Source organism: Maritimibacter fusiformis (assembly GCF_008086115.1).
Taxonomy (GTDB): domain Bacteria; phylum Pseudomonadota; class Alphaproteobacteria; order Rhodobacterales; family Rhodobacteraceae; genus Muriiphilus; species Muriiphilus fusiformis.
This window is the reverse complement of sequence record NZ_VSIY01000004.1, coordinates 393,224-417,555: the sequence shown is the minus strand read 5'-3', so window position 1 is coordinate 417,555 and position 24,332 is coordinate 393,224. Positions and strand designations below refer to the sequence as shown.

Here is a 24,332-nt window from a genome sequence, read left to right as displayed (position 1 = left end):
AGGCTCTGCGCCCGGCGAAGGAACACTTGCCCCAAGGCGGGCCCGCCACTTTACCCCTTGTGAGTATGTGAGCGATGAGAACGCAGACACTCTGCCGGGAGACACCCCGCGCGGGGCCGAAGCCCTGTTCAGGCCGGGTCCTCCACCAACCCCCGTCCCTTCAACAGTGCCTCGACCCCGGGCAGGCCGCCGCGAAAATCGACATAGGCCCGGGCCTCGTCCTGACGGCTGCCGGCCGACAGGATGAAGCGTTCCAGCCGCGCCGCCGTCGCCGCGTCGAAGGCATCGCCCGCCTCGTCGAAGGCGGCGAAGGCGTCGGCGTCCATCACCTCGGACCACATGTAGCTGTAATAGCCCGCGGCATAGCCGTCACCGGCAAAGACATGCGCGAAATGCGGCGTGGCGTGGCGCATCCTGATGGCGCGCGGCATGTCGATGTCTTCCAGCACCTCGGCCTGTTTCTGCATCGGGTCGGCGGGCGGCGGGCCGTCGTGAAAGCCCAGGTCGACCAGCGCCGAGGCGAGGTATTCGACCGTCTGGAACCCCATGTCGTAGGTCGCCGCCCCGATCAGCTTGTCGACCATGTCGGCGGGCATCGGCGCGCCGGTCTCGGCGTGGGTGGCGAAGGTGCCCAGCACCTCGGGCACCTCCAGCCAGTGCTCGAACAGCTGGCTTGGCAGTTCCACGAAATCGCGCGCCACCGAGGTGCCCGCGATCGAGGCATAGGTGACATCGGACAGGATGTTGTGCAGCGCATGTCCGAACTCGTGAAACAGCGTGCGCGCGTCGTCCCAGCCCAGAAGCGCCGGTTGCCCGCTGCGCGGCCGCGAGAAGTTGCAGACGTTCACGACAATGGGCCGCACCTCGCCGCCCAGCTTTTTCTGCGGCCGCATCGTGGTGCACCAGGCGCCCGAGCGTTTCGAGCCGCGCGCGAAATAGTCGCCCAGAAACACCGCCATGTGCTGCCCGTCGCGGGTCACCTCCCAGGCGCGCACATCGGGGTGGTAGAGCGGCACGTCGAGCGGGCGGAACTCCAGCCCGAACAGCCGGTGCGCCACGTCGAAAGCCGCCAGGATCATCCGGTCGAGTTGCAGGTAGGGCTTGATTTCGCCCTCGTCGAGATCGTGCAGCGCGGCGCGGCGCCTCTCGGCGTAGTAGTGCCAGTCCCATGGCTCCAGCGGCCCGTCGATGCCATCGGCGTGCAGCATGTCCTCCAGCGCCCTGGCGTCGGCCCGGGCCGCCGTGCGCGCCGGGCTCCAGACCCGCATCAGAAGGTCGCGCACCGCCTCGGGCGTCTTGGCCATCTCGGTTTCCAGCTTGTAGGCCGCGAAGTTCTCATACCCCAGCAGCCGCGCACGGTCATGGCGCAGTTTCAGAACCTCGGCCGCGATGGCGCGGTTGTCGGTCGCGCCGCCATTGGCACCCCGCGCGGTGTAGGCCTCATAGGCTTTTCGGCGCAGCGCGCGGTCGGGGCAGAAGGTCAGGAACGGCGTGATCAGCGCGCGCGCCAGCGTCACCACCGGCCCCGTGCCGCGCTCGTCCCCGGCTGCGCGGGCGGCCTCGGCGACGAACGCGGGCAATTCGGCAATATCGGAATCCGACAAGGGCAGCGCCCATTCTCGCTCATCCGACAGCAGGTTTTGCGTGAATTCTGTTCCCAGCACCGACAACCGCTCGAGGATCTGCCGCAGCCGGTCACGGTCACCGCCCTCCAGTTGCGCCCCCGCCCGGACAAAGCCGCGCCGGGTCAGCATCAGCACCCGCGCCTGTTCCTCGGTCAAGTCGAGCGCCTCGCGGTCCTGCCACAACGCCTCGATCCGGGCGAAAAGCTGCGGGTTCATGGTGACCTCGGCTGAGAACGCGGCCAGCCGAGGGGCATAGTCGCGCCGCAGCGCCTCGCGCACCGGGTTGGCATCCGCCCCGGCCACGGCGAAGAACACCCCCAGTACCTTCGACAGCGTCGCGTCGGCCTGTTCCAGCGCCTCGACGGTGTTGGCGAATGTCGGCGGTTCGGGGTCGTCGGCAATCGCCGCGATGGCATCGCGCGCCGCCGCCAGCCCGGCGTCGATGGCCGGGGCGAAATCGGCGTCGGTAATGGCCTCGAAGGGCGGCAGGGCAAAGGGCGTGTCCCACTCGGCCAGCAGGGGGTTGGTCATGGGGCTGTCCTTTCCTCGTCCCCGCCGCAGACCGGGCAATCGGCGCGGGGGGACACCTTGATGATCCGCGTATCGGCATAGAGCGCGTCGTAGAGCATCAGCCGCCCGCGCAGCCCCTGCCCCGCGCCGGAGATCTCCTTGACCGCCTCGACGGCCATGATCGCGCCCATCACGCCGGGCAAGGGTCCGATCACGCCCGCCTCGGCGCAGGAGGGCGCGAGCCCCGGCGCGGGCGCCTCGGGAAACACGCATTGATAGCAGGGCGCGCCGTTCGCCGGGTCCCAGATCGACACCTGCCCCTCCCATTGCGTGAGGGCAGCCCCGATCACCGGCTTGCCGAGCTTGGCCGCGGCCCGGTTGACCAGGTAGCGGGTGGCGAGATTGTCGGTGCCGTCCAGCACCAGGTCATAATCGGCAAACAGGTCCGCCGCGATCTCGTCGTCCAGCCGCCGGTGATAGGGGCGCACCGTGACATTGGGGTTCTGCGCCAGCATCGCGGCCCGGGCCGAGAACACCTTGGGCATCCCGATATCGGCGTCGCGATGGATCACCTGGCGTTGCAGGTTCGAGTTGTCGACCACGTCGTCGTCGATCACCCCGATGGTGCCGACCCCGGCGGCGGCCAGATAAAGCAGCACCGGCGCCCCCAGCCCGCCGGCCCCGACGACCAGCACCCGCGCCTCCTTCAGCGCCTTCTGCCCCGGCCCGCCGATCTCGCGCAGCACGATGTGGCGGGCGTAGCGGTCAAGCTCGGTGTCGGTGAACGGGCCGTCCGGTGCGGTTTCCGGCGCCTTGGCGCGTGCCTTCAGCGCCACCAGCCCGCGCGAATAGGCCGCGACCAGCGCCAGCGCGCCGAAGAAACTGGCCCAGCCTGCGAACGAACCGCCCAGCGCCGCGGGCAGGGCATGGCCCGGCGGCAATACCGCGTGGGCCAGCAGGACCGCCGCCATCAGGATGCCCATCAGCACCCAGCGCCGGCCTTGCGGCACCTCGAGCCACCAGCCGATGCCCCAGATCAGCCCCAGCGACAGAAACACCCAGATCATCTGCGCCCCACCATCACCTGCCCGTGGACCCGAACCCGCCCGCGCCGCGCGCGGTTTCGCCCAGACGCTCGGCGGTCTCGAACCGCGCCTGCACGACCGGCGAGACCACCGCCTGCGCGATCCGGTCGCCGTGGTGGATGACGTAGGAGACACGCGAGAGGTTGACCAGAAGCACCCCCAGCGGCCCGCGATAGTCCGAGTCGATGGTGCCCGGCGTGTTGAGCAGGGTGATGCCGTATTTCAGCGCCAGGCCCGAGCGCGGGCGGATCTGCATCTCGAAGCCCTCGGGTATCTCGACGCTGAGGCCGGTGGGCACCGCCCGGCGCTCGGACGGGCCGAGGATGATGCCCAGCACCCGGTTTTCCTCGGGCAGGTTGGCGCGTAGGTCGGCCCCCGCCGCGCCCGCGGTCTCGTAGACCGGCAGCGGCACATCGGCATCCGAGCCGGGCAGCCGCAGCACCTTCACCACCGGGCGCGCAGCCGTCATGCCAACGCCTCGGCGATGCGCGCGGCCAGCCGGGTCGCGACCTCGGCCTTGGACAGGCGCGGCCAGGCCTCGGCGCCGGTCTCGTCGATCAGGGTGATGGCGTTCTCGGCCCCGCCCATGATGCCGGTGGCGGGGCTGACGTCGTTGGCGACGATCCAGTCGCAGCCCTTGCGCGCGCGCTTGGCGGTGGCGTTTTCCACCACGTCATCGGTTTCCGCGGCAAAACCCACCACCAGACCGGGGCGGCCCTTTTTCATTTGGGCGACCGTGGCCAGGATGTCGGGGTTCTCGGCGAACTCCAGCACCGGCAGGCTGCCCGACCCGTCCTTCTTGATCTTCCGGTCCGAGGCCGAGGCGACCCGCCAGTCGGCCACGGCGGCGGCGAACACGGCGGCGTCGGCGGGAAGTGCTGCCTCGACCGCCGCCAGCATGTCGCGCGCGCTTTCGACCTCGACCACGCGCACGCCCTGCGGCGGCGCAACATCGGCCGGGCCGGTCACGAAGGTCACATCCGCCCCCAGCCCCGCCAGCGCGCGCGCGATCGCCGTGCCTTGCGCGCCCGAGGAGCGGTTGGCGATATAGCGCACCGGGTCAATCGGCTCATGCGTCGGGCCGGAGGTCACCAGGACATGCTTGCCCGCCAGCGGCCCGCCCGCCAGTGCGGCCTCGATGGCGCCGACGATCCCGTCCGGCTCGACCATGCGCCCCGGCCCGAACTCGCCGCAGGCCATCGCGCCCTCGACCGGCCCGGCGAAGATCACGCCGTCGCCCGTCAGGGTGGCGACATTGCGCTGCGTCGCCGGATGCTCCCACATGCGCACGTTCATCGCGGGCGCGACCAGCACGCGCTTGTCGGTGGCCATCAGGATGGTCGAGGCCAGATCGTTGGCCAGCCCCGCCGCCATCTTGCCCAACAGGTCCGCCGTGGCCGGCGCGACCACCACGAGGTCGGCGTCACGCGACAGCTCGATATGGCCCATCTCGGCCTCGTCGGTCAGGTTGAAAAGGTCGGTATAGACCTTCTCGGCGGCCAGCGCCGCGGCCGACAGGGGGGTCACGAACTCGGCCCCCGCCCGTGTCACCACCGGCACCACGCTGGCGCCGCGTTCGCGCAGCAGCCGGATCAGGCTGAGCGATTTGAACGCGGCGACCCCGCCGCCGATGATCAGGAGTATCCGTTTGCCCGCCAGCATTGCGCCCTCCGCCTGTGCTGCCCAAGTGTTACGGGGGTGGTCCGGTGATGACAATGCCCTGCGACGTCGCCCCGCAATCCCGCCGCGCTGCCCGCTTGAACACAGGCTGCGGCATCCGCCACACTCGCGGTCAGGAAAGGAGACCACGATGCAGGATCAGGACATCTGGCAACGCGAAGAAAGCTTCTGGCTGGATGGTGTCGCGTTCTACCGCGACAACATGGCGGCAGAGGCGCAGATGGTATTTGCCGACCCTGTCGGCATTCTGAAAGGCGACGAGATCCTCGACGGTCTGAAAGCGGCGCCTCGATGGGCGGCGGTCGAATTTGCGGATCAGACCGAACAGGCACTCGGCGACACGCGGGTGCTGGCCTATCGGGCCACAGGATCACGCGACGGGGCAGAGCCGTATTCGGCGCTTTGCTCCACCACCTATGTGCGGCGGGACGGCAAATGGATCTTGCTGTCGCATCAGCAGACGCCGGTTGGCTGAACGTCCGGCCTACTCGAACCCGCCGCAGGGGTCTTCGCGCGCCACCGGGTCGGCATCCAGCACCAGATCGAAGCCCCCGTCCGGCGCAAGCCCGGCCTCGGACTGGCCCAGCGCGAACACCGTGACATCCGGCGCCACCAGCGCCAGGTAGGATGGCACCCCCCAGTCGCGCCGGGCATGGCCGTTGCCGGTGATCACCACCACCGGCCCGCCGGTCTCGGCCAAGGCCCTCAGCGCCACCCGCGCCAGCACCGCGTCGCGCAGGCGCTGCACGTCGACCATGCCGGGCAGAACCTCGACCGGGATCGCGCCGCAATGCGCCTCCAGTTGCAGGTTGAGCCGGTCGGCCAGTTCCTCGACCTCGAGCGCGTCCGCCAGCCCGTAGCGCTCGGCCTCGGCGCCAAAGGCGCGCGCGATGCCGATCTGCATCGCGGTGCGGGTGCGTTCGCGGGGCACCGCGGCGCCATAGACCGGGGCCGCACCCGCCGCCTGAAACACCGGGTAATAGATGGCGAAATCCGGCCAGCCCCCGGCCCGCCATTCCAGCGCCTCGGCCAGGGCCTCGGGGTCGGCGCGCAACTCGTCGGTGATGCGCGCCGCCTGTTCCTCGGTCAGCATCTCGAACACCACCGCAGCGGGATCGATGGCCGCAATCGCCTCGGCCTGAACCAGGTGATGCGCCGGGTTGTCGTGAACTTCGCCCAGAACGACCACATCCGCCGAGATCCCGTCGAACGGCCCGGCGCGGGCGACCGAGGCCGCGAACAGAAAGAGGATCAGCCAGCGCATACCCCTATGTGGCCCGTCATCCCCGCCACCGCAAGCGGCTTCCCAACTGCGCGCCTTGGTGCTACCTGCACTGGAAATGTCGATTAAACTGCCAGAATTCACCCTGGTCCTGGGCGGGGCCGCCTCGGGCAAGTCCGAGGCCGCCGAGCGGCTGGTGGCCGGCTCCGGGCGCGCCATGACCTATATCGCCACCGCCACGGCGGGCGACGACGAGATGCGCGCCAAGATCGACGCCCACAGGGCTCGGCGCGGCGCGCGCTGGTCCACCGTCGAGGCGCCTTTCGACCTGACCGAGGCGCTCGCCGGCGTGCCCGCCGCGGGCGCGGTTCTGGTCGATTGCGCCTCGCTCTGGCTCAGCAATCACCTGCTGTCGGGCCACGACCTCGCCCGCGAACAGGCCCGCCTGCTCGACGCCATCGCCGCCTGCCCGGCCCCGGTCGTGATGGTCTCGAACGAGGTCGGATCGGGCGGCGTGTCCGACAACGCACTGGCCCGGCAGTTTCAGACCGCACAAGGCCGGTTGAACCAGACCCTCGCGGCCCGCGCCGGGCTGGTGGTGCTGGTGGTGGCGGGGCTGGTTCAGGTATTGAAGGGACGAATGCCGGAGGGGACCCTATGAAGACGCTATGGTGGGTGCGCCACGGGCCGACCAACCTCAAGTCGATCGTCGGTTGGAGCGATGTGCCCGCCGACCTCTCGGACCAGGCCGCGATTGCCCGGCTCGACGCCTTTCTGCCGCCCGCCCCGGTGGTCTCGTCCGACCTGATCCGCGCGGTCCATACCGCCGACGCGATCCAGCGCGACCGCCCGCGCCTGCCGCACGACCCGGACCTGCGCGAGTTGAATTTCGGCGCCTGGGAACTGCGCGCGCCCGAGGACATCTATGCCGAGAACCCCGACCTGGCGATGGCCTACTGGAACGACCCCGAGACCGGCCAGCCGCCCGGCGGCGAAAGCTGGCATGACCTCGCAACCCGGGTGAACGGCGCGGTCGACCGGCTGCTGATCCAGCCGGCGGACGAGCTGATCGTGGTGGCGCATTTCGGCGCGATCCTCAGCCAGTTGCGCCGCGCCCTGGGGGTCAGCGTCAAGGAGGTGATGGCGCACCGCATCGAGAACCTGTCGGTGACCGAAATCCGGCTGGCCGGCGACCGCTGGCAGCCCGGCCAGATCAATCACCTGCCGTGACCTACGATCTTTTCATCGGCGACAGAGCATATTCCAGTTGGTCATTGCGCGGCTGGCTGATGTTTGCAGCGTTCGACATCCCGGTGCGCACGCACATGGTCGGGTTGTATTCCGGCACGATGGCCAAGGACTTGGCCCCACTCGCTCCGGCGCGGCTGGTGCCGGTGATGCGCACCCCCGGTGGGATGGTGGTGGGCGACACACTGGCGATTGCCGAAACGCTGGCCGAACGCCATCCCGACGCCGGATTGTGGCCCGCCGACCCCGCGTCACGCACCTTTGCGCGGTGGCTGGTGGCCGAGATGCACGCCGGTTTCACCGCGTTGCGTGCCGCCTGCCCGATGCAGTTGCTGCGCTGATATGAGAGGTTTGAAATGTCCGACGCGGTGCGCGGCGACCTCGACCGGCTGGAGACGTTGTGGAACACCGCCCGGACCCGCTTTGGTGGCGAAGCGCCGTGGCTGTTCGGCGCGTATTCGCTGGCAGACGTGTTCTTCGCCCCGGTCGCGGCGCGAATCGCGGGCTATGACCTGCCGGTTTCACCCCCCGCGCGGGCCTATGTGGACGCACATATGGCGGAGCCGAACTTTCGGACCTGGCGCGCCGAGGCGCTCAAGGTCTCGTATGACCCCGAACCCTATGCGATTGACCTGCCGTCCGGGCCTTGGCCCGCCCCGCGTTAACCATTTCGAAACCATCGCCGCGTTAACCATGATCCCGCAACAGGCAGGGACGAGGTCATGGTCGCGCGCGCCTACACGGTCGCCTTCGAGGGCATAGAGGCGCGCATCGTCGAGGTGCAATGCGCGCTGGCGCCCGGGATGCCGGGCTTTTCCATCGTGGGGCTGCCGGACAAGGCGGTCAGCGAGGCCCGCGAGAGGCTGCGCGCGGCGCTGAACGCGATGTCCATCGCGCTGCCGTCCAAGAAGATCACTGTCAACCTGTCGCCCGCCGATCTGCCCAAGTTCGGCTCGCATTTCGACCTGCCGATCGCGCTGGCGCTGCTGGCGGCGATCGAGGTGATCCCGCCCGACGAGGTCGAGGGCACGCTGTCGCTGGGAGAATTGTCGCTCGACGGCTCGCTGGTGCCAGTAATCGGGGCGCTGCCCGCGGCGATGACGGCGGCGGCGGACAATCGCGCGCTGGTCTGCCCGAGGGCCTGCGGCGCCGAGGCCGCCTGGGTCGGGGCCGCCCGCGTCATCGCCGCCCCCAGCCTTGCCGCCGTGATCCGGCATTTCACCGGCCAGGCACCGCTCGACCCGGCCGAGCCGGGCGAGGTGTCCGACAACCCGGCCGGGCGCGACCTGCGCGACGTCAAGGGCCAGGAGCGCGCCAAGCGCGCGCTCGAGATCGCGGCGGCCGGGCGGCATCACCTGATGATGGTCGGCAGCCCCGGTTCGGGCAAGTCGATGCTGGCGGCGCGCCTGCCCTCGATCCTGCCGCCGCTGACGCCCGCCGAGGCGCTCGAGACCTCGATGGTGCATTCGCTGGCGGGCCTGCTCGACGAAGGCGGGATTTCCCGCACAAGGCCGTTTCGCGAACCGCACCACACCGCCTCGATGGCCGCCATCGTCGGCGGCGGGCGCGGCGCCAAGCCGGGCGAAGTGAGCCTGGCGCATAACGGCGTGCTGTTCCTCGACGAGTTTCCCGAGTTCCCGCGACCCGTGCTCGAAACCCTGCGCCAGCCGATCGAGACCGGCGAGGTGGTGGTGGCGCGGGCCAATGCGCATGTGCGCTACCCTTGCCGGTTCATGCTGGTGGCCGCCGCCAACCCCTGCAAATGCGGCTATCTGGCGGATGCAACCCGCGCCTGCTCGCGCGCGCCGGTCTGCGGCGAGGAATACCTGGGCCGGGTGTCGGGGCCGTTGATGGACCGGTTCGATTTGCGCATCGAGGTGCCGCCGGTGTCCTTCACCGACCTCGACCTTCCCGACGCCGGCGAAGGCTCGGCCGAGATCGCCGCCCGCGTCGCCGCCGCGCGCGCGGTGCAGGCGGCGCGGTTCAAGGGCACCCCGGCGCGGGTCAATGCCGATGCCGAGGGCGAGTTGCTCGAAGCGGTGGCGCGGCCCGACGCGGAGGGGCGCGACCTCTTGATCCGCGCCGCCGAACGCTTCGGGCTGTCGGCGCGCGGCTATCACCGGGTGCTCCGGGTGGCGCGCACCATCGCGGACCTCGGCGGCAGCGAGACGGTGCGCAAACCGCATGTCGCCGAGGCGCTGGGCTACCGGCTGTCGGTCGCGGCGCTGGTCTAGCCGCGCCCGGCGGCCCTCGGCGTCACTGTTCGCGGAAGGCGCGGTTCATGCTGTCTGTGATCGGCTTCATGAGGTATTGAAAGAAGGTGCGTTCTTCCGTCTGGATCATGATCTGGGCCGGCATCCCCGGCGTCGGGGTAAAGCCGCGCACCCGGGCCAGTTGATCGGGCGGCACCGACACGCGCGCGACGTAGACCTCGCGCGGCAATTCCTGGCTGCGGTCGAGAACGGCGTCGGCGGAGACATAGATCACCTCCCCCGTCAGCACCGGCGTGGTGCGCGCGTTGAGACCGGTCAGCCGGACCGTCGCCTCCTGCCCCTTCTGCACCACGTCCACCTCCGTGCGCGCGATGCTGACCTCGATGATCAGCGGCTCGCCGGTGGGCAGGATCTCGGCGATGGGCTTGCCGCTTTCGATCACGCCACCGGGCGTATGATAGTGCAGGGTGACGATGGTGCCGGACACCGGCGCGACGACCTCGGAGCGGCGCAGGATGCTTTCGGCGCGGCGGGCCTGCTCGCGCACGCTTTCGAGTTCGGACTGCACGCGCTGAAGCTCATCCAGCGCCGCCCCCTGCCGTTCGCTCACGGTCTGTTCGATCTGGGCGACATAGCGTTTCGTCACCTCGGTGATCTCGTCGATCTCGGAGGTCAGGCGTCCGATCTGGCCTTCGGCCTCGGCAATCGCGCGCCTGAGGGTGTTGACCTCGGGGCGGCGAACCAGGCCGCGATCCAGCAATTGCTGTTTGGCGTCCATGTCCTCGCGCAGGATTTCAAGCTGCGTGCGCGTCGAGTCCAGTTGCAGTTCATAGCCCTTGGAACGAACCGCGAGCGCGTCGATGCTCAGGTTGAGAAGCGCGATGTCGTTGCGCAACTGCTTCGAGGCGGCGACGAAGGTGACGGTTTGCGCGTCGAGCATCGAGGCCACGTCGAAATCGGTGCGCAGGGCTTCCAGATGGGCCGGAAAGACCAGCGTGTCCGCGCCGGAGGTTTCGGCCAGGATGCGCGCTTCCATCGCTTCCAGACGCGCCTGCCGCAGGAACAGTTCGCGTTCGTTTGCCAGCGCCGCGGTCTCGTCGAGCACGAGAATCGCTTGCCCCTTGGTAACGGTGTCGCCTTCGGCCACAAGGATTTCGCGGATGATGCCGCCTTCGAGGTGCTGCACGATCTTGTTGCGGCCGGTGGCCACGAAACTGCCCTGCGCGATCACGGCGGCGGCCAGCGGCGCGCGAAAGGCCCAGACGCCGAACCCGCCGAACGCCACGACGAACAGCAGGAGTCCGAAGACGATATGCTTGCGGACCGAGCGCGGGACATCCGCATACCATTCCGCAGGTTCGACATAGACTGTCACATCGGTCATGCCCGTGGCCCTCCCGGCCCGCCTTGTGCGGGCGGCAGATTGCCCCCGCCCTGACTGCGTTGCGCAAGCTGTTCCAGCACCTGCTGGCGGTGGCCGAACATCGCGATATTGCCGTCGGCCATCAGCATGATCTTGTCCACCACGCTCAGCAGCGACGGTTTTTGCGTGATGACGACCACGGTGATGCCGTTTTCGCCCGCGTGCCGGATCGCATTGGCAAGGGCGCGGTCGCCGGCGGTGTCGAGGTTCGAGTTCGGCTCGTCCAGCACCAGGAACCGCGGATTGCCATAGAAGGCGCGGGCCAGCGCGATGCGCTGCTTCTGGCCGCCCGACAGGGGCGAGCCATCGGCCTGCACCATCGTCTCGTAGCCGTGCGGCAGCATCGCGATCATGTCGTGCACATCTGCGAGCACCGCGGCGCGGTGGATGTCCTCGTCGCGGGCATCGGCGCGCATCCGCGCGATGTTGGCCTTGATCGAGCCGGGAAACAGCTGCACATCCTGCGGCAGGTAGCCGATGTTCTCGCCCAACTGGCGCGTGTCCCAGTTGCGCAGGTCCATCAGGTCGAGCCGGACGTTGCCCGAGGTCGGCAGGATCGAACCCACCAGCATCTTGCCCAGCGTCGTCTTGCCGGCGCCGGAATTGCCGATGACGCCCAGCGACTCGCCGGGGTTCAGCCCGAAGGTCAGCCCGTTCAGCACCACCTGCTTGGTGCCGGCGGGGACATAGAGAAGGCGCTCGACGTTCAGGCGGCCCTCGGGGTTGGGCAGCAGCAGTTTCTCGAACCGCTGCACCGAGTTCTGCATCAGGGACCGCACCCGGTCATAGGCGCCGCGCGACAGGATGAAGCCGTTCCAGCCTTCGATCGAGCCTTCGATCGGCGCCAGCGCACGGCCCGCGATGATCGAGGCCGCGATGACCATGCCGCCGGTGATTTCGCCCTCGATCGCCAGATAGGCACCCCAGCCCAGCATGGCGATCTGGGTCAGCAGCCGGGCGGCGCGCGACACCGCCGCCCAGGCGATGTTGCGGTCCTGCGCCAGCACCTGCGCGCGCAGCGAATTCGCCGTGTCACGGCCCCAGAGCGCGACCGCTTCGGGCACCATCGCCAGCGCGTTGATGATCTGGCTGTTGCGGGTCATGGAATCGAGGTGCATGTTGGCCCGGCTCTGGGCCACGTTCGCCTCGGCAAAGGGCTTGGCGGTGGCCCTCTGGTTGATCATCGCGATGACCATCAGGATCACCGAGGTCAGCACGACGATCATCCCCAGATGCGGGTGCACGAGGAAGATCGCCAGGATGAACAGCGGCGCGAACGGCACGTCGAGGAACGCGATCAGCGTGCCGGAGGTCAGGAAACCGCGCAATTGCTGCAGATCGCCCAGCGTCTGATACTGCCGCCCGTTGTCCTGCAGCGACGCATGGGCGGCGGCACTCAGGACCGGCGCACCAAGGCGCACGGCGACCTCGACCGCGGTGCGCATCAGGATGAAGCGGCGCACCGCGTCGAAGATCGCCTGCAACACCACCGCGCCCACGATCACCACCGTCAGCATCACCAGCGTATCCAGCGACCGGCTGGTCAGCACCCGGTCGGAGATCTGGAACAGGTAGATCGGGATCGCCAGCACGAGCATGTTGGTCGCGAAGGTCAGCAGCATCACGAAGCTCAGGTTGCGTTTGACGACGCGGGTGCCGTCGGTGAGCTGCTGCATGAACTGGTCGGGTGCGGCGCGTTTGTGAAACCCCGACGAGCCGCCACCGCCGCCGCCACCGCCCTTGCCGCCGCCGGTGGTCTTTGGCGGCTTGCCGCCGCCCTCGGATTTCAGAATCGGACCGGTGTTGCCCTCGATCTGCTCGCCGCCCAGACCCCGGGCCGGCGCCTGCTTGGTTTCGACGGTCGGTTGGTCGTCGGGCTTGACCCGGTCCTCGTGCCTGAGATGCAGGGGTTCGGGACGCGGTGCCTCGGGCTGTGCCCGCGCAACCTCCGGGCTTTTCGCGTCATCCGCCCGCAGATGCGGCGTGGCCTGCGCGAAGCTCTTGGTGTCGTTCACAGTCATTCTTGAATATCCCGTCAGGCAAGCATCGTTTGCATCATGTCAGGCGACGTGGTGCTTTCAGGTGCGGTGGGCGCGATCGGTCCCTCGAGGGGGCCGGTATCGGTCGTCATCATGTCGTCGGCCAGGAACACAACGGCCTCGGACGCAAGCGATGGCATGTTGACGCCCAACGGATCGGCATCGGTGTCGATCAGCTCGGCCTGATAGAGAAGCGCGTCGTCATAGACCTCGCCGCCCACCATGACCTTGGAATCGACGCCGTATTCGTTGATCGAGGCCATGTTGACCACGGCGTTGGAGCCGGCGGTCACGTTGACCACGCCGCCGGTCGCCGCCTGGAAGTCGTCCAGCGCCAGATGCACCTGGTCGGAATCGCCCAGGATGTTGGTCTGTTCGATCCAGTTGATCGTGGTGAAATCGCCGTCGATATAGAGCACCCGCAGGATGTCGACGCCTTCGAACACGCTGTCATGGGCGACGCTGCGGTCGATGTTCTCGCCCCCCTCGGCCAGATCGTCGGCGGCCTTGGCGAAATTGTCCTGCATCGCGGCGTAGCCGTCGACGCCGACGCCGCTGATCATGGCCGCGTTGAACAGCAGGTTGTCATCGCCGCTGATGCTGGTCGGGGCAATGCCGGTATAGGTCACGTTGTCGTTGTCGATCAGCACGTTGATCTGGTTGATCCAGTTGACGGAAATCATGTTGCCGCCGACCATGATCAAATCGAAGCCGAAGCCGATCTCGAGCAGGTTCGTCAGGTTGACGACCGAGTTGTCGCCCAGCCCGATATAGGTGTTGGTGCTGCCGAAGCTGATCTCGGCGAAGTCGTTGTCGGTCTGGAAGGTATACTGGACGACCTTGTTTACATTGATCAGGTCGCCGCTGATCCGGGTGACGGCCCAGTTCGCCGGCAGTCCCGTATCGGCGCGACCGCCATGCTTTTCCTCGCCCTCGGTGTCATCGGGTTCCGGGCTGGTGCTGGTGAAGGAAAACGACGCGGCATTGAGCGCCACCGATCCGGTCACCTGGCCGATGCTGCCGACATCGTGATCCACGAGCACGTTGACCTGCGAAATGACATCGAGGTTGACGACATCGCCCATGACCGAGATCACCGGCGCATCGAGCCATGCCGAGATGATCGAGGCCTGGTTGACCAGCAGGTTGGCGCCCGCGACGACGGCATGCCCGTCGTCGATCTCGAACGGGCCGCCGCCACCGCCGATGTCGTCGAGCCCCTCGAACGGGTCGGGCCATTCGTGGTCATCGGCCTCCTCGGCGCCCTCGCCTTCGCCCTCACCCTCGCCCTCGGCGGGCGCGGCGCTGTCGGTGTCTTCGTCGTCGTCCCTCATGTAGGCAGGCAGGACATCGTCGAGGTCCGGCATTTCGTCGGCGACCTCGCCGTTGACATGCATCCCCGCCGCGTCGGCGCCGTGCAGGACCGTCGCGGAAACGCCGGTCAGGGCAACCGGCTCGACCGTTCCGATATGGTCGTGCAGCGCGATGGCATCCGCACCCGCGGTCTCGCCCGGCATGATCATGTCGACATCGAGCGGGCTGGCGATCGCGGCGGCGATCATCTCGTAGGTCTGAAGCTCGGCCAGGTAAATCGCGGGATCGGTGAAGGCCATGTCGCCCTCGCCGGTCCGAAGAACATCGTTATCCGACAGGAACGAACTTTGATGGGTGATGACCACGACGCTTGACGGTGGCTCGAGCACCATCAGCGATTGGCCATGGCCCCACAGCGGAAAGAACGGCGGGTGAATATTCTGGACGATGATGTGAATCGGGGAAAACCAGGGGAAGAACACGTCGAAGAAGTTGGGAACGTCATTCACCACGGGCGGGTTCGGCGGCGTATCGGAATACCGAAGCTCAGGGTAATAATCGCCCAGCGTGTATTTCGCCTCGAACTTGATATCGACCCCGTCGGGGGATTTCAGGTCCTGCTCTTTTGCCTTCAACGTCTTGAACTTGTCATAGACGTCCCGCATCCGTTCTTCTTCCAGTGTAATATGGAAGATCCCGATCATGTGGGCAATTATCTCGGTAACTCGATCCATTTACGTCGCAGCCTCGCTTTGAATTCCAAAGGTAATATTTCTTGGTCTTCGTTCGCCAAAATCTGCGGTTCTATCTAAAACCCGTCCTGGAAACCTGATGCCCGGGCCCGGAATGGTCCGGGCCCGGGCGATATCGTCTAGCGCTTACGCGCCATCGCCATCGTCGCCGATGTAGCTGGAGCTGAACGAGCCGCCGACAACGGTCATGTCGACCGTGTTACCCAGCACGTTGGCGCCCAGCACGATGGTCTGGTTGAACGCATCGGTACCGATCTGCGACGCGGCCGAGGCGAAGGATTCGCCGGTCACGAAGCCGTCGTCACCGTTGCCCGAACCCCACTGGCCGGCATTGCCACCGGCACCGCCACCACCAATGGTCGCTGCGCCGCCTGCGCCGCCCATGCCGCCACCGGCCTGGACACTGCCACCCCAGGCGTGACCGCCGTAGCCGTCACCGGTGTCGCCGCCCCAGGCGTGTCCGCCGTAGCCGTCGCCGCCGTCACCGCCAGCGGCCAGGTTCATGCCGCCGTAGCCCGCGGTGCTGTTCATGGCACCCGAAGCCGCACCGGCATCGCCGCCGGCACCGCCGTGGGCATTCCCGGCCCCGGCGAGCCCGGCACCCATGCCGGTTGCACCGGAGATTGCGCCGGCATCGCCGCCGTCACCGCTGGCGCCAAGCCCGGCACCCATTCCGGCACCCAGGGCGTCCGCATCGGCCATTCCGGTGCCGCCGCTACCGGCGCCTGCAAGGCCAAGACCCAGCATGCCACCAAGTCCGACACCGAGCGCACCGGCATCGCCCGCGCTGCTGTCAGCAACGGCACCCGCCGCGCCGACGCCAGCGCCAATGCCACCGGCGTTGCCCGTGTTGCCACCGGTCGCGTTTGCGTCCGAATCGGCCCCACCGGCCCCGATGCCAGCCGCCAGCGAAGCGGCATTGCCGCCCGCGCCGCCGGTCGCACCGGCCGTCGAGGACGCGCCGCCAAGGCCAAGGCCGACACCGACCGCGGTTGCACTCGCACCGCCTGCGCCGGTTCCGCCTTGTGCAGAGGCTTGGCCACCGGCGCCGCTCTGGCCGCCGGCCGCACCGGCGAAGCCGCCGACGCCGAATCCGCCAAGCGCCGCGCCGCCACCCGTGTTGGCCGTGCCGCTGCCGTCGCCGCCATCGGCTTCGGCATCGATGCCTTCTTCAGCATTGGCCGTGCCACCGCGAGAGTCGTTGTCCTGACGCAGGATACCGTCATTGCGCACGTTCTCGAGCGTGTCGTTGTCGACCAGCTTGTTGGACTGCGCGTTGACCGTGGCGGAATCGTTGCCCGCACCGTTGAGGGCATCATTGAGGATGTCCTCGAGGTTCATGTCATCGCCGGGGCTGTAGTTCAGATCGCCCTTGGCCATGATGAAATCGCCGGCACTTGCGTGATCCCTCAGGTCAATATCGGCAAAGTCGTCGTCCGAAGGCTCCCACCCGTCAGGCCACCCATTCGGGAGGACATCAACGTCTACGTTGATCCTCGGGTCGTTGTTGATGGTGTTGGTGTCTCTGTTGTCGTTGTCGTTATTGGCTTCGGCCTTCTGTTTCTGTTGCTGTTGCTGTTGCTGCTGCGGGTTATTCGCGGGGTGAGCATCGTGATCATGGTCATGATCGACGTGCGTGCCGTTGCCGACGTTGCCGCCAGCGCCGCCAGCGCCGCCGCCACCGCCACCACCGCCGCCGCTGCCGCCGCTGCCGCCGCTGCCGCTATCGCCGCCATTGCCGGCTTCGTAGGTGTTAGCACGACCGTTAATGATCACGCTACCGCCAGCCAGTGTGTTGTTCTTGATATCAGCCATTTCGGTATCTCCGAGTTGGACACCTGCGGGATCGCGAGTCTGTATAAAGCGATCAACTTGCAGATGAGTTTTTGTTTGAAGTCTGGTTCGGGTTCGTCAGACGATGACTCGATCCGAGGTTCACCCGTATATCACTGTGCGATTCTCGTGCGTTCACCCCCTCCCCTTGGTGCGATCCGGAGGGAGGGTCAGGCGCGAGTGATTCGATGAAAACTCGCCTTTTTTTCCTCCCCGCAGCAGCCCTTCGGGCTTTTGCCATCACGCACATACTTGTGACTCGAATATCATCCGCCGATCGAAGGCATCCGTTAACCTAGACATAGGGTTAGGCATTGCGGAGTATGGCAAGGTATTGTTTTTGTTAGATATTTAAGCGCACCCGGACAAAGGGACTAGGGGCGAAGGCCAGTCCTTTCGATCGGTCAGCAAACGGGAATTTGTTTTCCGGCGCGACGGTGCGCCGGTCAGCCACAAAAAAACAAGCGGACATCAGCCGAAAGAAGTGCTATACAACTTAATGCTAGTCATTGTTGACTGGCCGACCTGATTTCGCTTGCAAGGGTCAGGTGGGGAGCGCGAAGTCCTGGTATGAATTAGGTAGTATGAACATGTCGTTCGTCGCGGATTTTCGGCGGCGGTGTTGGTTATCCGGGGACGTTTAATATCCCCTCGCATCGAGACCCGGTTGGTTGGGCGACAGATGCACATATCCACATCAGTCTTTTGAATATCCGCATCTGCCCCTGGGGTGGGGGCATCCGGATCGTTTCATCAGGCCGCAGTCTGCGCGGCACTGTTCGGTTCGGGTTAGTAAGGGGGGTAAATAAAGTGCCGAATGATGCACGGAAGACTGCGATCACAAGCAGTGGGTTGGTTGTTGGCAATTCGCTGAGTTTCTCGGATACATTTCTGAAACTGGCAGATGCGGAGATTGCCTGTTTGCAATTCCTGCGCGCGGCATCGCTGGCCGAGCCGCTTTTCATGACCGACGAGAAGGCGCAGGCGGTGCGGATCATCATCGTCGACGAATCCTTGCTGGATGACCTGATCAGGGCGATGCCGCAACTGCGTGCGAAGTTTCCGCATGCGCATGTGGCGTTGGGGTTTCGCAAGCTCGACATCGCGGCCCGCCTGATCGACATGGTCCGGGCGGACCCGTCGATTGGCCAGGTCGGCTTTCTGCCGATGAACGTCGAGGTCGATTGCTGGCTGTCCGTGCTGCGGCTTCTGGTGTGGGGCGAATACTACATTCCCGCCAGCCTGATGGCGCAGGTGCAGCAGGCGCCGATGCTCAGCCCGGAAATCCCGGCGCCCTACCCGGCGGTCGCGCGCGAACCGGACGAAGGGGACGAGGCCAAGGTGGAGAAGATCCATTTGACCGAGCGTGAGTTGCAGGTCCTGGGCTCGGCCGCCGAGGGCAAGCAGAACAAAATCATCGCCGATGAGCTGAACCTGTCGCAGCATACCGTCAAGCTGCACATGCACCACGTGATCGCCAAGCTTGGCGTCCACAACCGGACCGAGGCGGCGATATGGTATCTGAATCAATACGCGCAGGCACAGGGACGGTGAACATGCACAAGGCAGCGGAACCCGTCCAGTTCGACGATTTCCTGCTGTTGATCGGCAAGCTCAACTACACCTGGACCAATACCGAAAGCCTGCTGATCCATCTGATCGCCGGGCTTTCGGGCATGGACAAGGAAGTCGCAACCGTCGTTTTCCTGACCCTCAACACCACGCGCGCGCGCATCGACATGGTGGAGCGTCTGTCCAAGCTCGACCGGATCGACAAGGTCGAGCGTGACCGGATGCTGGCCCTGACCAGGCGCATCCAGAGCCAGTCGGCGCTGCGCAATCGCTACAATCACTGCATCTACGCCTTCGACAGCGAGGGCGGCAACCCGCGCTCGATCCTGATGCGGATCGCGGACCGCAAGGACAGGCTGATGATGGGGCAGGTCAACGACCTCGATGCCGCCGCCGCCAGCGACGTGGAGGCCGCGATCGCCGAGCTGGCCGCGATCAACCGCGACATCTGGAAGGCGATCGGCGATTTCGGCTATCCGCACTAAATCCTTTTTCGCATTTCCGGCGCCTCGGAAGGCCGTGACGCCGCGCGCCGATTGACCGTTTCGGGCAAATCGCGGCCGAAGGCCCGGCCGATCAAACCCCGCCGCGTCAGACACTTACGGGAAGTGCTATCCCTATTGTTAGGTTCCCCCACTTTGCCGAGGTTCGTATCGTGCAAGTAGTATGTAGTACGATCCGGTTCCGTCCGACTGGTCCCGGGTGAAGTGGCGGCCAAAGGATCGCCGCGTCATTCCATGACCGGGCACACCGCCAAGTCTGACCGAAGGCATCGGATCGAACGTTTCGGGGGGAACGTGGTGGGTAGGTATATGACTGAACTCGAAGGACGTGCGGGCCACAGGCGCCGGCGCGTTCTCGTGGCCGGCGGGGCCGGATTTCTTGGCAGCCACCTGTGCGCCAGGCTGATCGCGGACGGGCACCGCGTCGTGTGCATGGACAACTTCCTTACCGGGCGCAGGTCGAACATCGCCCGCCTTCTGGGGCACCCGCGCTTCACGCTCGTCAGCCATGACATCGTCAGGCCGCTGCCCGATGTCGGCCCGGTGGATCAGATCTACAACCTCGCCTGCGCCGCCTCGCCGCCCAGGTATCAGGCCGACCCGCTGCACACCTTCAAGACCAACGTGATCGGCGCCCTGAACCTGCTGGAACTGGCCGAGCGCATCGATGCGCGCATCCTTCAATCCTCGACCTCCGAGGTCTATGGCGACCCCGAGATCAGCCCGCAGCCGGAAGGCTACCGCGGCAACGTCAACACGGTCGGCCCGCGCGCCTGCTATGACGAGGGCAAGCGCGCGGTCGAGACGCTGTTTCACGAATTCCGCCAGCAGCGCGGCGTGCGCACGCGGATCGCGCGCATCTTCAACACATACGGGCCGGGCATGTCGCCGGGCGACGGGCGCGTGGTGTCGAGCTTTGTCGTGCAGGCGCTGGCGGGTGCCGATGTGACCGTTTTCGGCGACGGCAGCCAGACGCGGTCGTTCTGCTATGTCAGCGACATGCTTGGCGGGCTGATGGCGCTGATGGACGCGCCGGACGAGGTGTGCGACCCCGTCAACCTGGGCAACCCGACCGAGTTCACCATCCTCGAGCTTGCGCGGATCGTGATCGCGGCGCTGACGTCGCCGTCGCGGGTGTGCTTTGTCGATCTGCCGGTGGACGACCCGAAGCAACGCAAGCCCGACATCAGCCGCGCCATGCAGGTGCTGGGCTGGTCGCCCAAGGTGTCGCTCGCCGAAGGGCTGGGGCGCACGATCCCTTATTTCGCCGCCTGCGCACGGCAGGACGGCCAGCCGCTGCTGGCGGCGCAATGACACGCGCGGCCGGCATATGCGTGACCGGCGGCGCGGGCTATATCGGCAGCCATGCCTGTCTGGCCCTGGCGGCGCGCGGTCTCGAACCCGTGGTGGTCGACAACCTCTCGACCGGATCGCGGGAAGCCGTCAGGTGGGGGCCGCTGGTCAAGCTCGACCTGCGCCAGACCGACGCGCTGACCGAAACGCTGCTCCGCCATTCCGTCGACACGGTCCTGCATTTCGCGGCCTCGGCCTATGTCGGGGAATCGGTGACCGACCCGCGCAAATACTATGAGAACAATGTCGGCGGGATGCTGTCGCTGCTGACCGCCTGCGCGCGGGCGGGGGTCACGACGTTCATCCTGTCGAGCAGTTGCGCGACCTACGGCGTGCCCGACACGATCCCGGTGAACGAGGCCACGGTGCAGCACCCGATCAATCCCTATGGCATGACCAAGCTGATGTGCGAACAGATGCTGCGGGATATCGCGGCGCAGTCCGGCATGTCCTACGGCATCCTGCGTTACTTCAACGTGGCCGGGGCCGATGCCAGCGGCATCCTGCGCGAGCGGCACGACCCGGAAACCCACCTGATCCCGCTGGCGCTGTTCGCCGCCGCGGGCTGGACCCCTGCCCTGCGGCTGTTCGGCGACGACTATGACACGCCCGACGGAAGCTGCATCCGCGACTATGTGCACGTCTCCGATCTGGTGCACGGGCATATGCTGGCGCTTGAACATCTGCAACAAAACGGCGGCGACCTGACCGTCAACCTGGGCAGCGGGCAGCAGACTTCGAACTTCGACATCGTCGCGATGGTCGAACACATCACCGACCGCAGGGTGCCGGTCGAGATCGGCCCGCGCCGCGCCGGTGATCCGCCCGTGCTGGTGGCCGACACCGGGCATGCGCGCGCGCTCTTGGGCTTCAGGCCGCAGCGGTCGGACCTGGCGACGATCGTGTCCGATGCCGCGCGCAGTTTCGGGCTGGAGGCGCCGAATGTCCGGTTTGCCTGACATCGCCCCGGTTGGCGCGGGCACCGCGCGGCCATTCCGTGAACCCGTGCTGCGGGGCAGGGCCCGGCGCAAGTATGCCGCGCTTGTCGCCGTCTGGGCGATGTGCGCGGCGTTCTTCTGGGTCTGGTGGCTGCAACCCTCACACAACATCGGCTGGGGGCGATACCTGCTGGTCAGCGCCTGCCTGTTCTGGATCTTCTTTCTTCAAGCCTACTTCATCGCCATGTTCATGCGCGCCCAGCGCGCCGTGGTCGGGACCGATGACCTGCCGCCCGCCCGTGTCGCAATGGTCGTGACCAAGGCCCCGGCAGAGCCGTTTTCGCTGGTGCAGGAGACGCTGCGCGCGATGCTGGCGCAGGACGTTGGGCATGACACCTGGCTCGCCGACGAAGACCCGCAGCCCGAGACAATCGCATGGTGCGACGCGCATGGCGTGAAGATATCGACACGCAAGTGGGTCGATGCCTACCACCGGCCCACATGGCCGCGACGGACGCGCTGCAAGGAAGGCAATCTGGCCTATTTCTACGACCATTTCGGCTATGACGGTTACGATTTCGTCGCGCAGCTCGATGCCGACCACGTGCCGCAACCGGGCTATCTGCGCGAGATGCTGCGCCCCTTTGCCGACCCTGCCGTGGGCTATGTCAGCGCGCCCAGCATCTGCTCGAAGAACGCCGCGCAAAGCTGGGCCGCGCGCACCCGCCTTCATGCCGAGGCGATGTTTCACGGGGTCTTGCAGGCGGGTTACTCGAACGGCTGGGCGCCGATGTGCATCGGGTCGCATTATGCGGTGCGCACCGTGGCGCTCAAGGAAATCGGCGGGCTCGGGCCGGAGTTGGCCGAGGATCATTCGACCTCGATGATCATGAACGCGGGCGGATGGAAGGGTGTGCACGCGATGGACGCCATCGCCATCGGTCAGGGGCCGGCATGCCTGAACGATCTGGTCACGCAGGAGTTTCAGTGGTCGCGAAGCCTCGTCACGCTGCTCTTGTCGCACACGCCGCGATATTTCCGCGCCCTGTCGCCGCGGCAGAGGTTCCAGTTCGTGTTCTCGCAGCTCTGGTATCCGCTGTTCGCCGCCTTCATGGCGATCATGTTCGCGATGCCCATCGCGGCGCTGATGTTCGACATGCGTTTCGTCGGCGTGACCTATCCCGCGTTTCTGGGTCATATCCTGCCCTCGATTGCCGTGCTGATCGCGCTGGCCTATCTGATCCGCGCCGACGGCTATTTCCGGCCGCGCGACGCCAAGGTGCTTGGCTGGGAAAAGGCGTTCTTTGCCGCGCTGCAATGGCCCTGGGTGTTGTGGGGCTGCGTCATGGCGGTGCGCGACCGGCTGACCGGGCGGTTCGTCGATTTCCGCGTCACGCCGAAGGGTGACAAGGCGTCGTCGCTGGTGCCGTGGCCGGTGCTGCTGCCCTATTTCGGGCTTGCGATGCTGTCGCTGCTGCCGGTGCTGGTGGCAGACGGGGTCGCCGATGCCGCCGGGTTCTACATCTTCGCGCTGGTCAATGCGGCGATCTACAGCGGGTTGTTTTTGATCATCGTGGCCAACCACCTGCGCGAAAACCCCGGCAGCCGGCAAAGCCTGCGGGGTCAGGCGGCGTTCCAGTTCGGCTGCGTGGCGGTTCTGGGCGCGGCCATCGGCTATGGCGTCATGCAGCGCGGTCACGATGCCGCGATTGCGCTCGCCACGACCCAGGGAAAGGTGAGTTTCCTCAGATCCGACTATGTCGTGGCCGGTGCGGGGCAAGGGGCATCCGGCAACGTGCATGTATCCTACAACGCGAGATGGGTGTATGATTTGATTGACAGTTTGACAGAAAGAGAGGGACGCCATGGGTCACCCTGATCGCAAGAGAGCGCTGAGCGCGGCGGCGCTGCTGTCGGCATTCATCGCCGCAACGCCTGTCCTGTCCCAATCCATTCCGCCGGGCGACCTGCCGTTCGGCGTCTATGACCCGGGCGGCGACTACGGCGACGTGCAGGGCATCGCGATCGAGCATCTGTTCCTGCCGTGGGAGGACGTGTTCCTGCCCAGCCTGGCCGAGGCCGAGTCCTACGCCGCCGAACGCGGCCGCACCCTACTGGTCACGATCGAGCCCTGGACCTGGACCCGGGACGAAAGAAACTCGCCCATCGTGTTGCAGGCCGGCATAACCTCGGGTGGCTATGACGAGACCATGCGCACGGTCTGCAGCGCGCTCGGATCGCTCGAGCGGCCGGTGACGATCCGCTGGGCACAGGAGATGGACGACGATACCGGCCAGTTCATCTGGGCGGGGTGGGAGCCGGACCTCTATATCGCCGCCTATCGTCGGATGATGGATGTCTGCCGCCAGGCCGCGCCCGACGCGCGCTTCATGTGGTCGCCGCTCGGGTTCGAGAACATGGCCGAGTATTATCCCGGCGATGCATATGTCGATGTCGTCGGCCTGTCGGTCTTCAGCTATGGTCCGTGGGAAAAGCAGGTGCTGGGTCGGGAACAGACCTTCGATGACATCTTCGCGCCGCGCTACGAGCGTGCGCTGCAATTCGGCAAGCCGATCGTGGTGGCCGAGCTTGGCTATGTCGGGGACGCCGATCACGTCGCGATGTGGGAGGCCGACGTGCGCACCAAGGGCGCAGAATATCCCGAGCTCGATGCGGTGGTATATTTCAACCAGCAGGAAGTCTATCCCTGGCCGGACGATTTCGGATTTCCCGACTGGCGCCGTTCGAGGAACGTGATCGACTGAGGCCGCGGGCGGGTTTCTCGTGACCGGACCGCACGGGCGGTGCGTGTTGCCGCGTGTCGTCACGATCGGCGGCAATTCGCCATCCTCGGCTGCGCCAGACCAGGTCTGACAAGCGGTTGAGTTTCCTTTCCTTCCGGGTCGAAACACCGGGTCCGGCCCAGCGGTGCGGTGGTTATCGTGTCACATCTCTCGCCGCCGTTGCCGCGTCGGCTTGACCGTTCACCTGATCTTAAGGCATTTTCTCCACCATCAACGAG

At 66.6% G+C, this 24,332-nt stretch carries 21 protein-coding genes; 12 read left to right on the top strand and 9 right to left on the bottom strand.

Annotated features, from left to right (window positions below):
• Positions 1 to 128: 128 nt before the first annotated feature.
• Genes FVF75_RS06090 through coaBC form a run of 4 tightly spaced genes read right to left on the bottom strand, consistent with a single transcriptional unit; the run spans position 129 to position 4,882 of the window.
• Positions 129 to 2,156 carry a M3 family metallopeptidase gene (locus FVF75_RS06090; protein WP_148377052.1) on the bottom strand — a complete coding sequence of 676 codons (2,028 nt, stop codon included), beginning with the start codon at positions 2,154 to 2,156 and terminating at the stop codon, positions 129 to 131.
• Positions 2,153 to 3,202: a HesA/MoeB/ThiF family protein gene (locus tag FVF75_RS06085; protein ID WP_148377051.1), complete on the bottom strand. Its 1,050-nt coding sequence runs from the start codon at positions 3,200 to 3,202 to the stop codon at positions 2,153 to 2,155. Before FVF75_RS06085 ends, FVF75_RS06090 begins: the two co-directional genes overlap by 4 nt.
• Positions 3,203 to 3,215: 13 nt before the next feature.
• Complete coding sequence (dut, locus tag FVF75_RS06080; RefSeq protein ID WP_148377050.1) at positions 3,216 to 3,689, bottom strand: dUTP diphosphatase; 474 nt, start codon at positions 3,687 to 3,689, stop codon at positions 3,216 to 3,218.
• Positions 3,686 to 4,882 carry a bifunctional phosphopantothenoylcysteine decarboxylase/phosphopantothenate--cysteine ligase CoaBC gene (gene coaBC, locus FVF75_RS06075; RefSeq protein ID WP_148377049.1) on the bottom strand — a complete coding sequence of 399 codons (1,197 nt, stop codon included), beginning with the start codon at positions 4,880 to 4,882 and terminating at the stop codon, positions 3,686 to 3,688. Before coaBC ends, dut begins: the two co-directional genes overlap by 4 nt.
• A gap of 148 nt (positions 4,883 to 5,030) precedes the next feature.
• Between coaBC and FVF75_RS06070 the strand changes: the two genes are divergently transcribed.
• A complete protein-coding gene (locus tag FVF75_RS06070; protein WP_148377048.1) occupies positions 5,031 to 5,375 on the top strand; it encodes a DUF4440 domain-containing protein in 345 nt (114 codons plus the stop codon).
• 9 nt (positions 5,376 to 5,384) lie between these two features.
• On the opposite strand, the gene FVF75_RS06065 is transcribed toward FVF75_RS06070, so the two are convergent.
• Entirely contained in the window at positions 5,385 to 6,164 is a 780-nt protein-coding gene (locus FVF75_RS06065) for a ChaN family lipoprotein (protein WP_148377047.1), read from the bottom strand.
• Positions 6,165 to 6,240: 76 nt separating this feature from the next.
• On the opposite strand from FVF75_RS06065, the gene cobU reads away from it, so the two are divergent.
• Genes cobU through FVF75_RS06045 form a run of 5 tightly spaced genes read left to right on the top strand, consistent with a single transcriptional unit; the run spans position 6,241 to position 9,604 of the window.
• Positions 6,241 to 6,783, top strand: a complete 543-nt coding sequence (gene cobU / locus FVF75_RS06060) for a bifunctional adenosylcobinamide kinase/adenosylcobinamide-phosphate guanylyltransferase (protein ID WP_148377046.1) — start codon at positions 6,241 to 6,243, stop codon at positions 6,781 to 6,783.
• Positions 6,780 to 7,352 (top strand): histidine phosphatase family protein, encoded by a 573-nt coding sequence (locus FVF75_RS06055; RefSeq protein WP_148377045.1) that lies wholly within the window; start codon positions 6,780 to 6,782, stop codon positions 7,350 to 7,352. The genes cobU and FVF75_RS06055 overlap by 4 nt, the downstream gene beginning before the upstream one ends.
• Positions 7,349 to 7,711, top strand: a complete 363-nt coding sequence (locus FVF75_RS17905; RefSeq protein WP_342779790.1) for a glutathione S-transferase N-terminal domain-containing protein — start codon at positions 7,349 to 7,351, stop codon at positions 7,709 to 7,711. Before FVF75_RS06055 ends, FVF75_RS17905 begins: the two co-directional genes overlap by 4 nt.
• Positions 7,712 to 7,726: 15 nt before the next feature.
• A complete protein-coding gene (locus FVF75_RS17900) occupies positions 7,727 to 8,035 on the top strand; it encodes a glutathione S-transferase family protein (RefSeq protein ID WP_342779789.1) in 309 nt (102 codons plus the stop codon).
• Between the two features lie 57 nt (positions 8,036 to 8,092).
• Positions 8,093 to 9,604, top strand: coding sequence for a YifB family Mg chelatase-like AAA ATPase (locus FVF75_RS06045; RefSeq protein ID WP_148377044.1), 1,512 nt, complete (start codon positions 8,093 to 8,095; stop codon positions 9,602 to 9,604).
• Positions 9,605 to 9,626: 22 nt separating this feature from the next.
• Here the strand turns inward: FVF75_RS06045 and FVF75_RS06040 are convergent, their stop codons facing one another.
• The 4 genes from FVF75_RS06040 to FVF75_RS06025 all read right to left on the bottom strand — a co-directional run bounded on the left by FVF75_RS06040 (position 9,627) and on the right by FVF75_RS06025 (position 16,926).
• Entirely contained in the window at positions 9,627 to 10,967 is a 1,341-nt protein-coding gene (locus tag FVF75_RS06040) for an HlyD family type I secretion periplasmic adaptor subunit (protein ID WP_148377043.1), read from the bottom strand.
• The gene (locus FVF75_RS06035) at positions 10,964 to 13,027 is read right to left on the bottom strand and encodes a type I secretion system permease/ATPase (protein WP_246138009.1); all 2,064 of its coding nucleotides are present in this window, start codon (positions 13,025 to 13,027) and stop codon (positions 10,964 to 10,966) included. The genes FVF75_RS06040 and FVF75_RS06035 overlap by 4 nt, the downstream gene beginning before the upstream one ends.
• Positions 13,028 to 13,041: 14 nt before the next feature.
• Positions 13,042 to 15,093, bottom strand: a complete 2,052-nt coding sequence (locus FVF75_RS06030) for a type I secretion protein ATPase (RefSeq protein ID WP_148377042.1) — start codon at positions 15,091 to 15,093, stop codon at positions 13,042 to 13,044.
• A gap of 144 nt (positions 15,094 to 15,237) precedes the next feature.
• Positions 15,238 to 16,926: a hypothetical protein gene (locus FVF75_RS06025; protein WP_187393007.1), complete on the bottom strand. Its 1,689-nt coding sequence runs from the start codon at positions 16,924 to 16,926 to the stop codon at positions 15,238 to 15,240.
• A gap of 939 nt (positions 16,927 to 17,865) precedes the next feature.
• Between FVF75_RS06025 and FVF75_RS06020 the strand changes: the two genes are divergently transcribed.
• From FVF75_RS06020 to FVF75_RS05995, 6 genes are all read left to right on the top strand, one after another.
• The gene (locus FVF75_RS06020) at positions 17,866 to 18,498 is read left to right on the top strand and encodes a helix-turn-helix transcriptional regulator (RefSeq protein WP_246138008.1); all 633 of its coding nucleotides are present in this window, start codon (positions 17,866 to 17,868) and stop codon (positions 18,496 to 18,498) included.
• Positions 18,499 to 18,500: 2 nt separating this feature from the next.
• The gene (locus FVF75_RS06015; RefSeq protein WP_148377040.1) at positions 18,501 to 19,001 is read left to right on the top strand and encodes a hypothetical protein; all 501 of its coding nucleotides are present in this window, start codon (positions 18,501 to 18,503) and stop codon (positions 18,999 to 19,001) included.
• A gap of 327 nt (positions 19,002 to 19,328) precedes the next feature.
• Entirely contained in the window at positions 19,329 to 20,333 is a 1,005-nt protein-coding gene (locus tag FVF75_RS06010) for a UDP-glucuronic acid decarboxylase family protein (protein WP_148377039.1), read from the top strand.
• Positions 20,330 to 21,331, top strand: coding sequence for a UDP-glucose 4-epimerase GalE (gene galE / locus FVF75_RS06005; protein ID WP_148377038.1), 1,002 nt, complete (start codon positions 20,330 to 20,332; stop codon positions 21,329 to 21,331). Before FVF75_RS06010 ends, galE begins: the two co-directional genes overlap by 4 nt.
• On the top strand, positions 21,315 to 23,189 hold the full coding sequence (locus FVF75_RS06000) for a glycosyltransferase family 2 protein (RefSeq protein ID WP_148377037.1): 1,875 nt from the start codon (positions 21,315 to 21,317) through the stop codon (positions 23,187 to 23,189). Before galE ends, FVF75_RS06000 begins: the two co-directional genes overlap by 17 nt.
• The gene (locus tag FVF75_RS05995) at positions 23,176 to 24,075 is read left to right on the top strand and encodes a glycoside hydrolase family 26 protein (RefSeq protein ID WP_148377036.1); all 900 of its coding nucleotides are present in this window, start codon (positions 23,176 to 23,178) and stop codon (positions 24,073 to 24,075) included. Before FVF75_RS06000 ends, FVF75_RS05995 begins: the two co-directional genes overlap by 14 nt.
• The last annotated feature ends 257 nt before the right edge of the window (positions 24,076 to 24,332 follow it).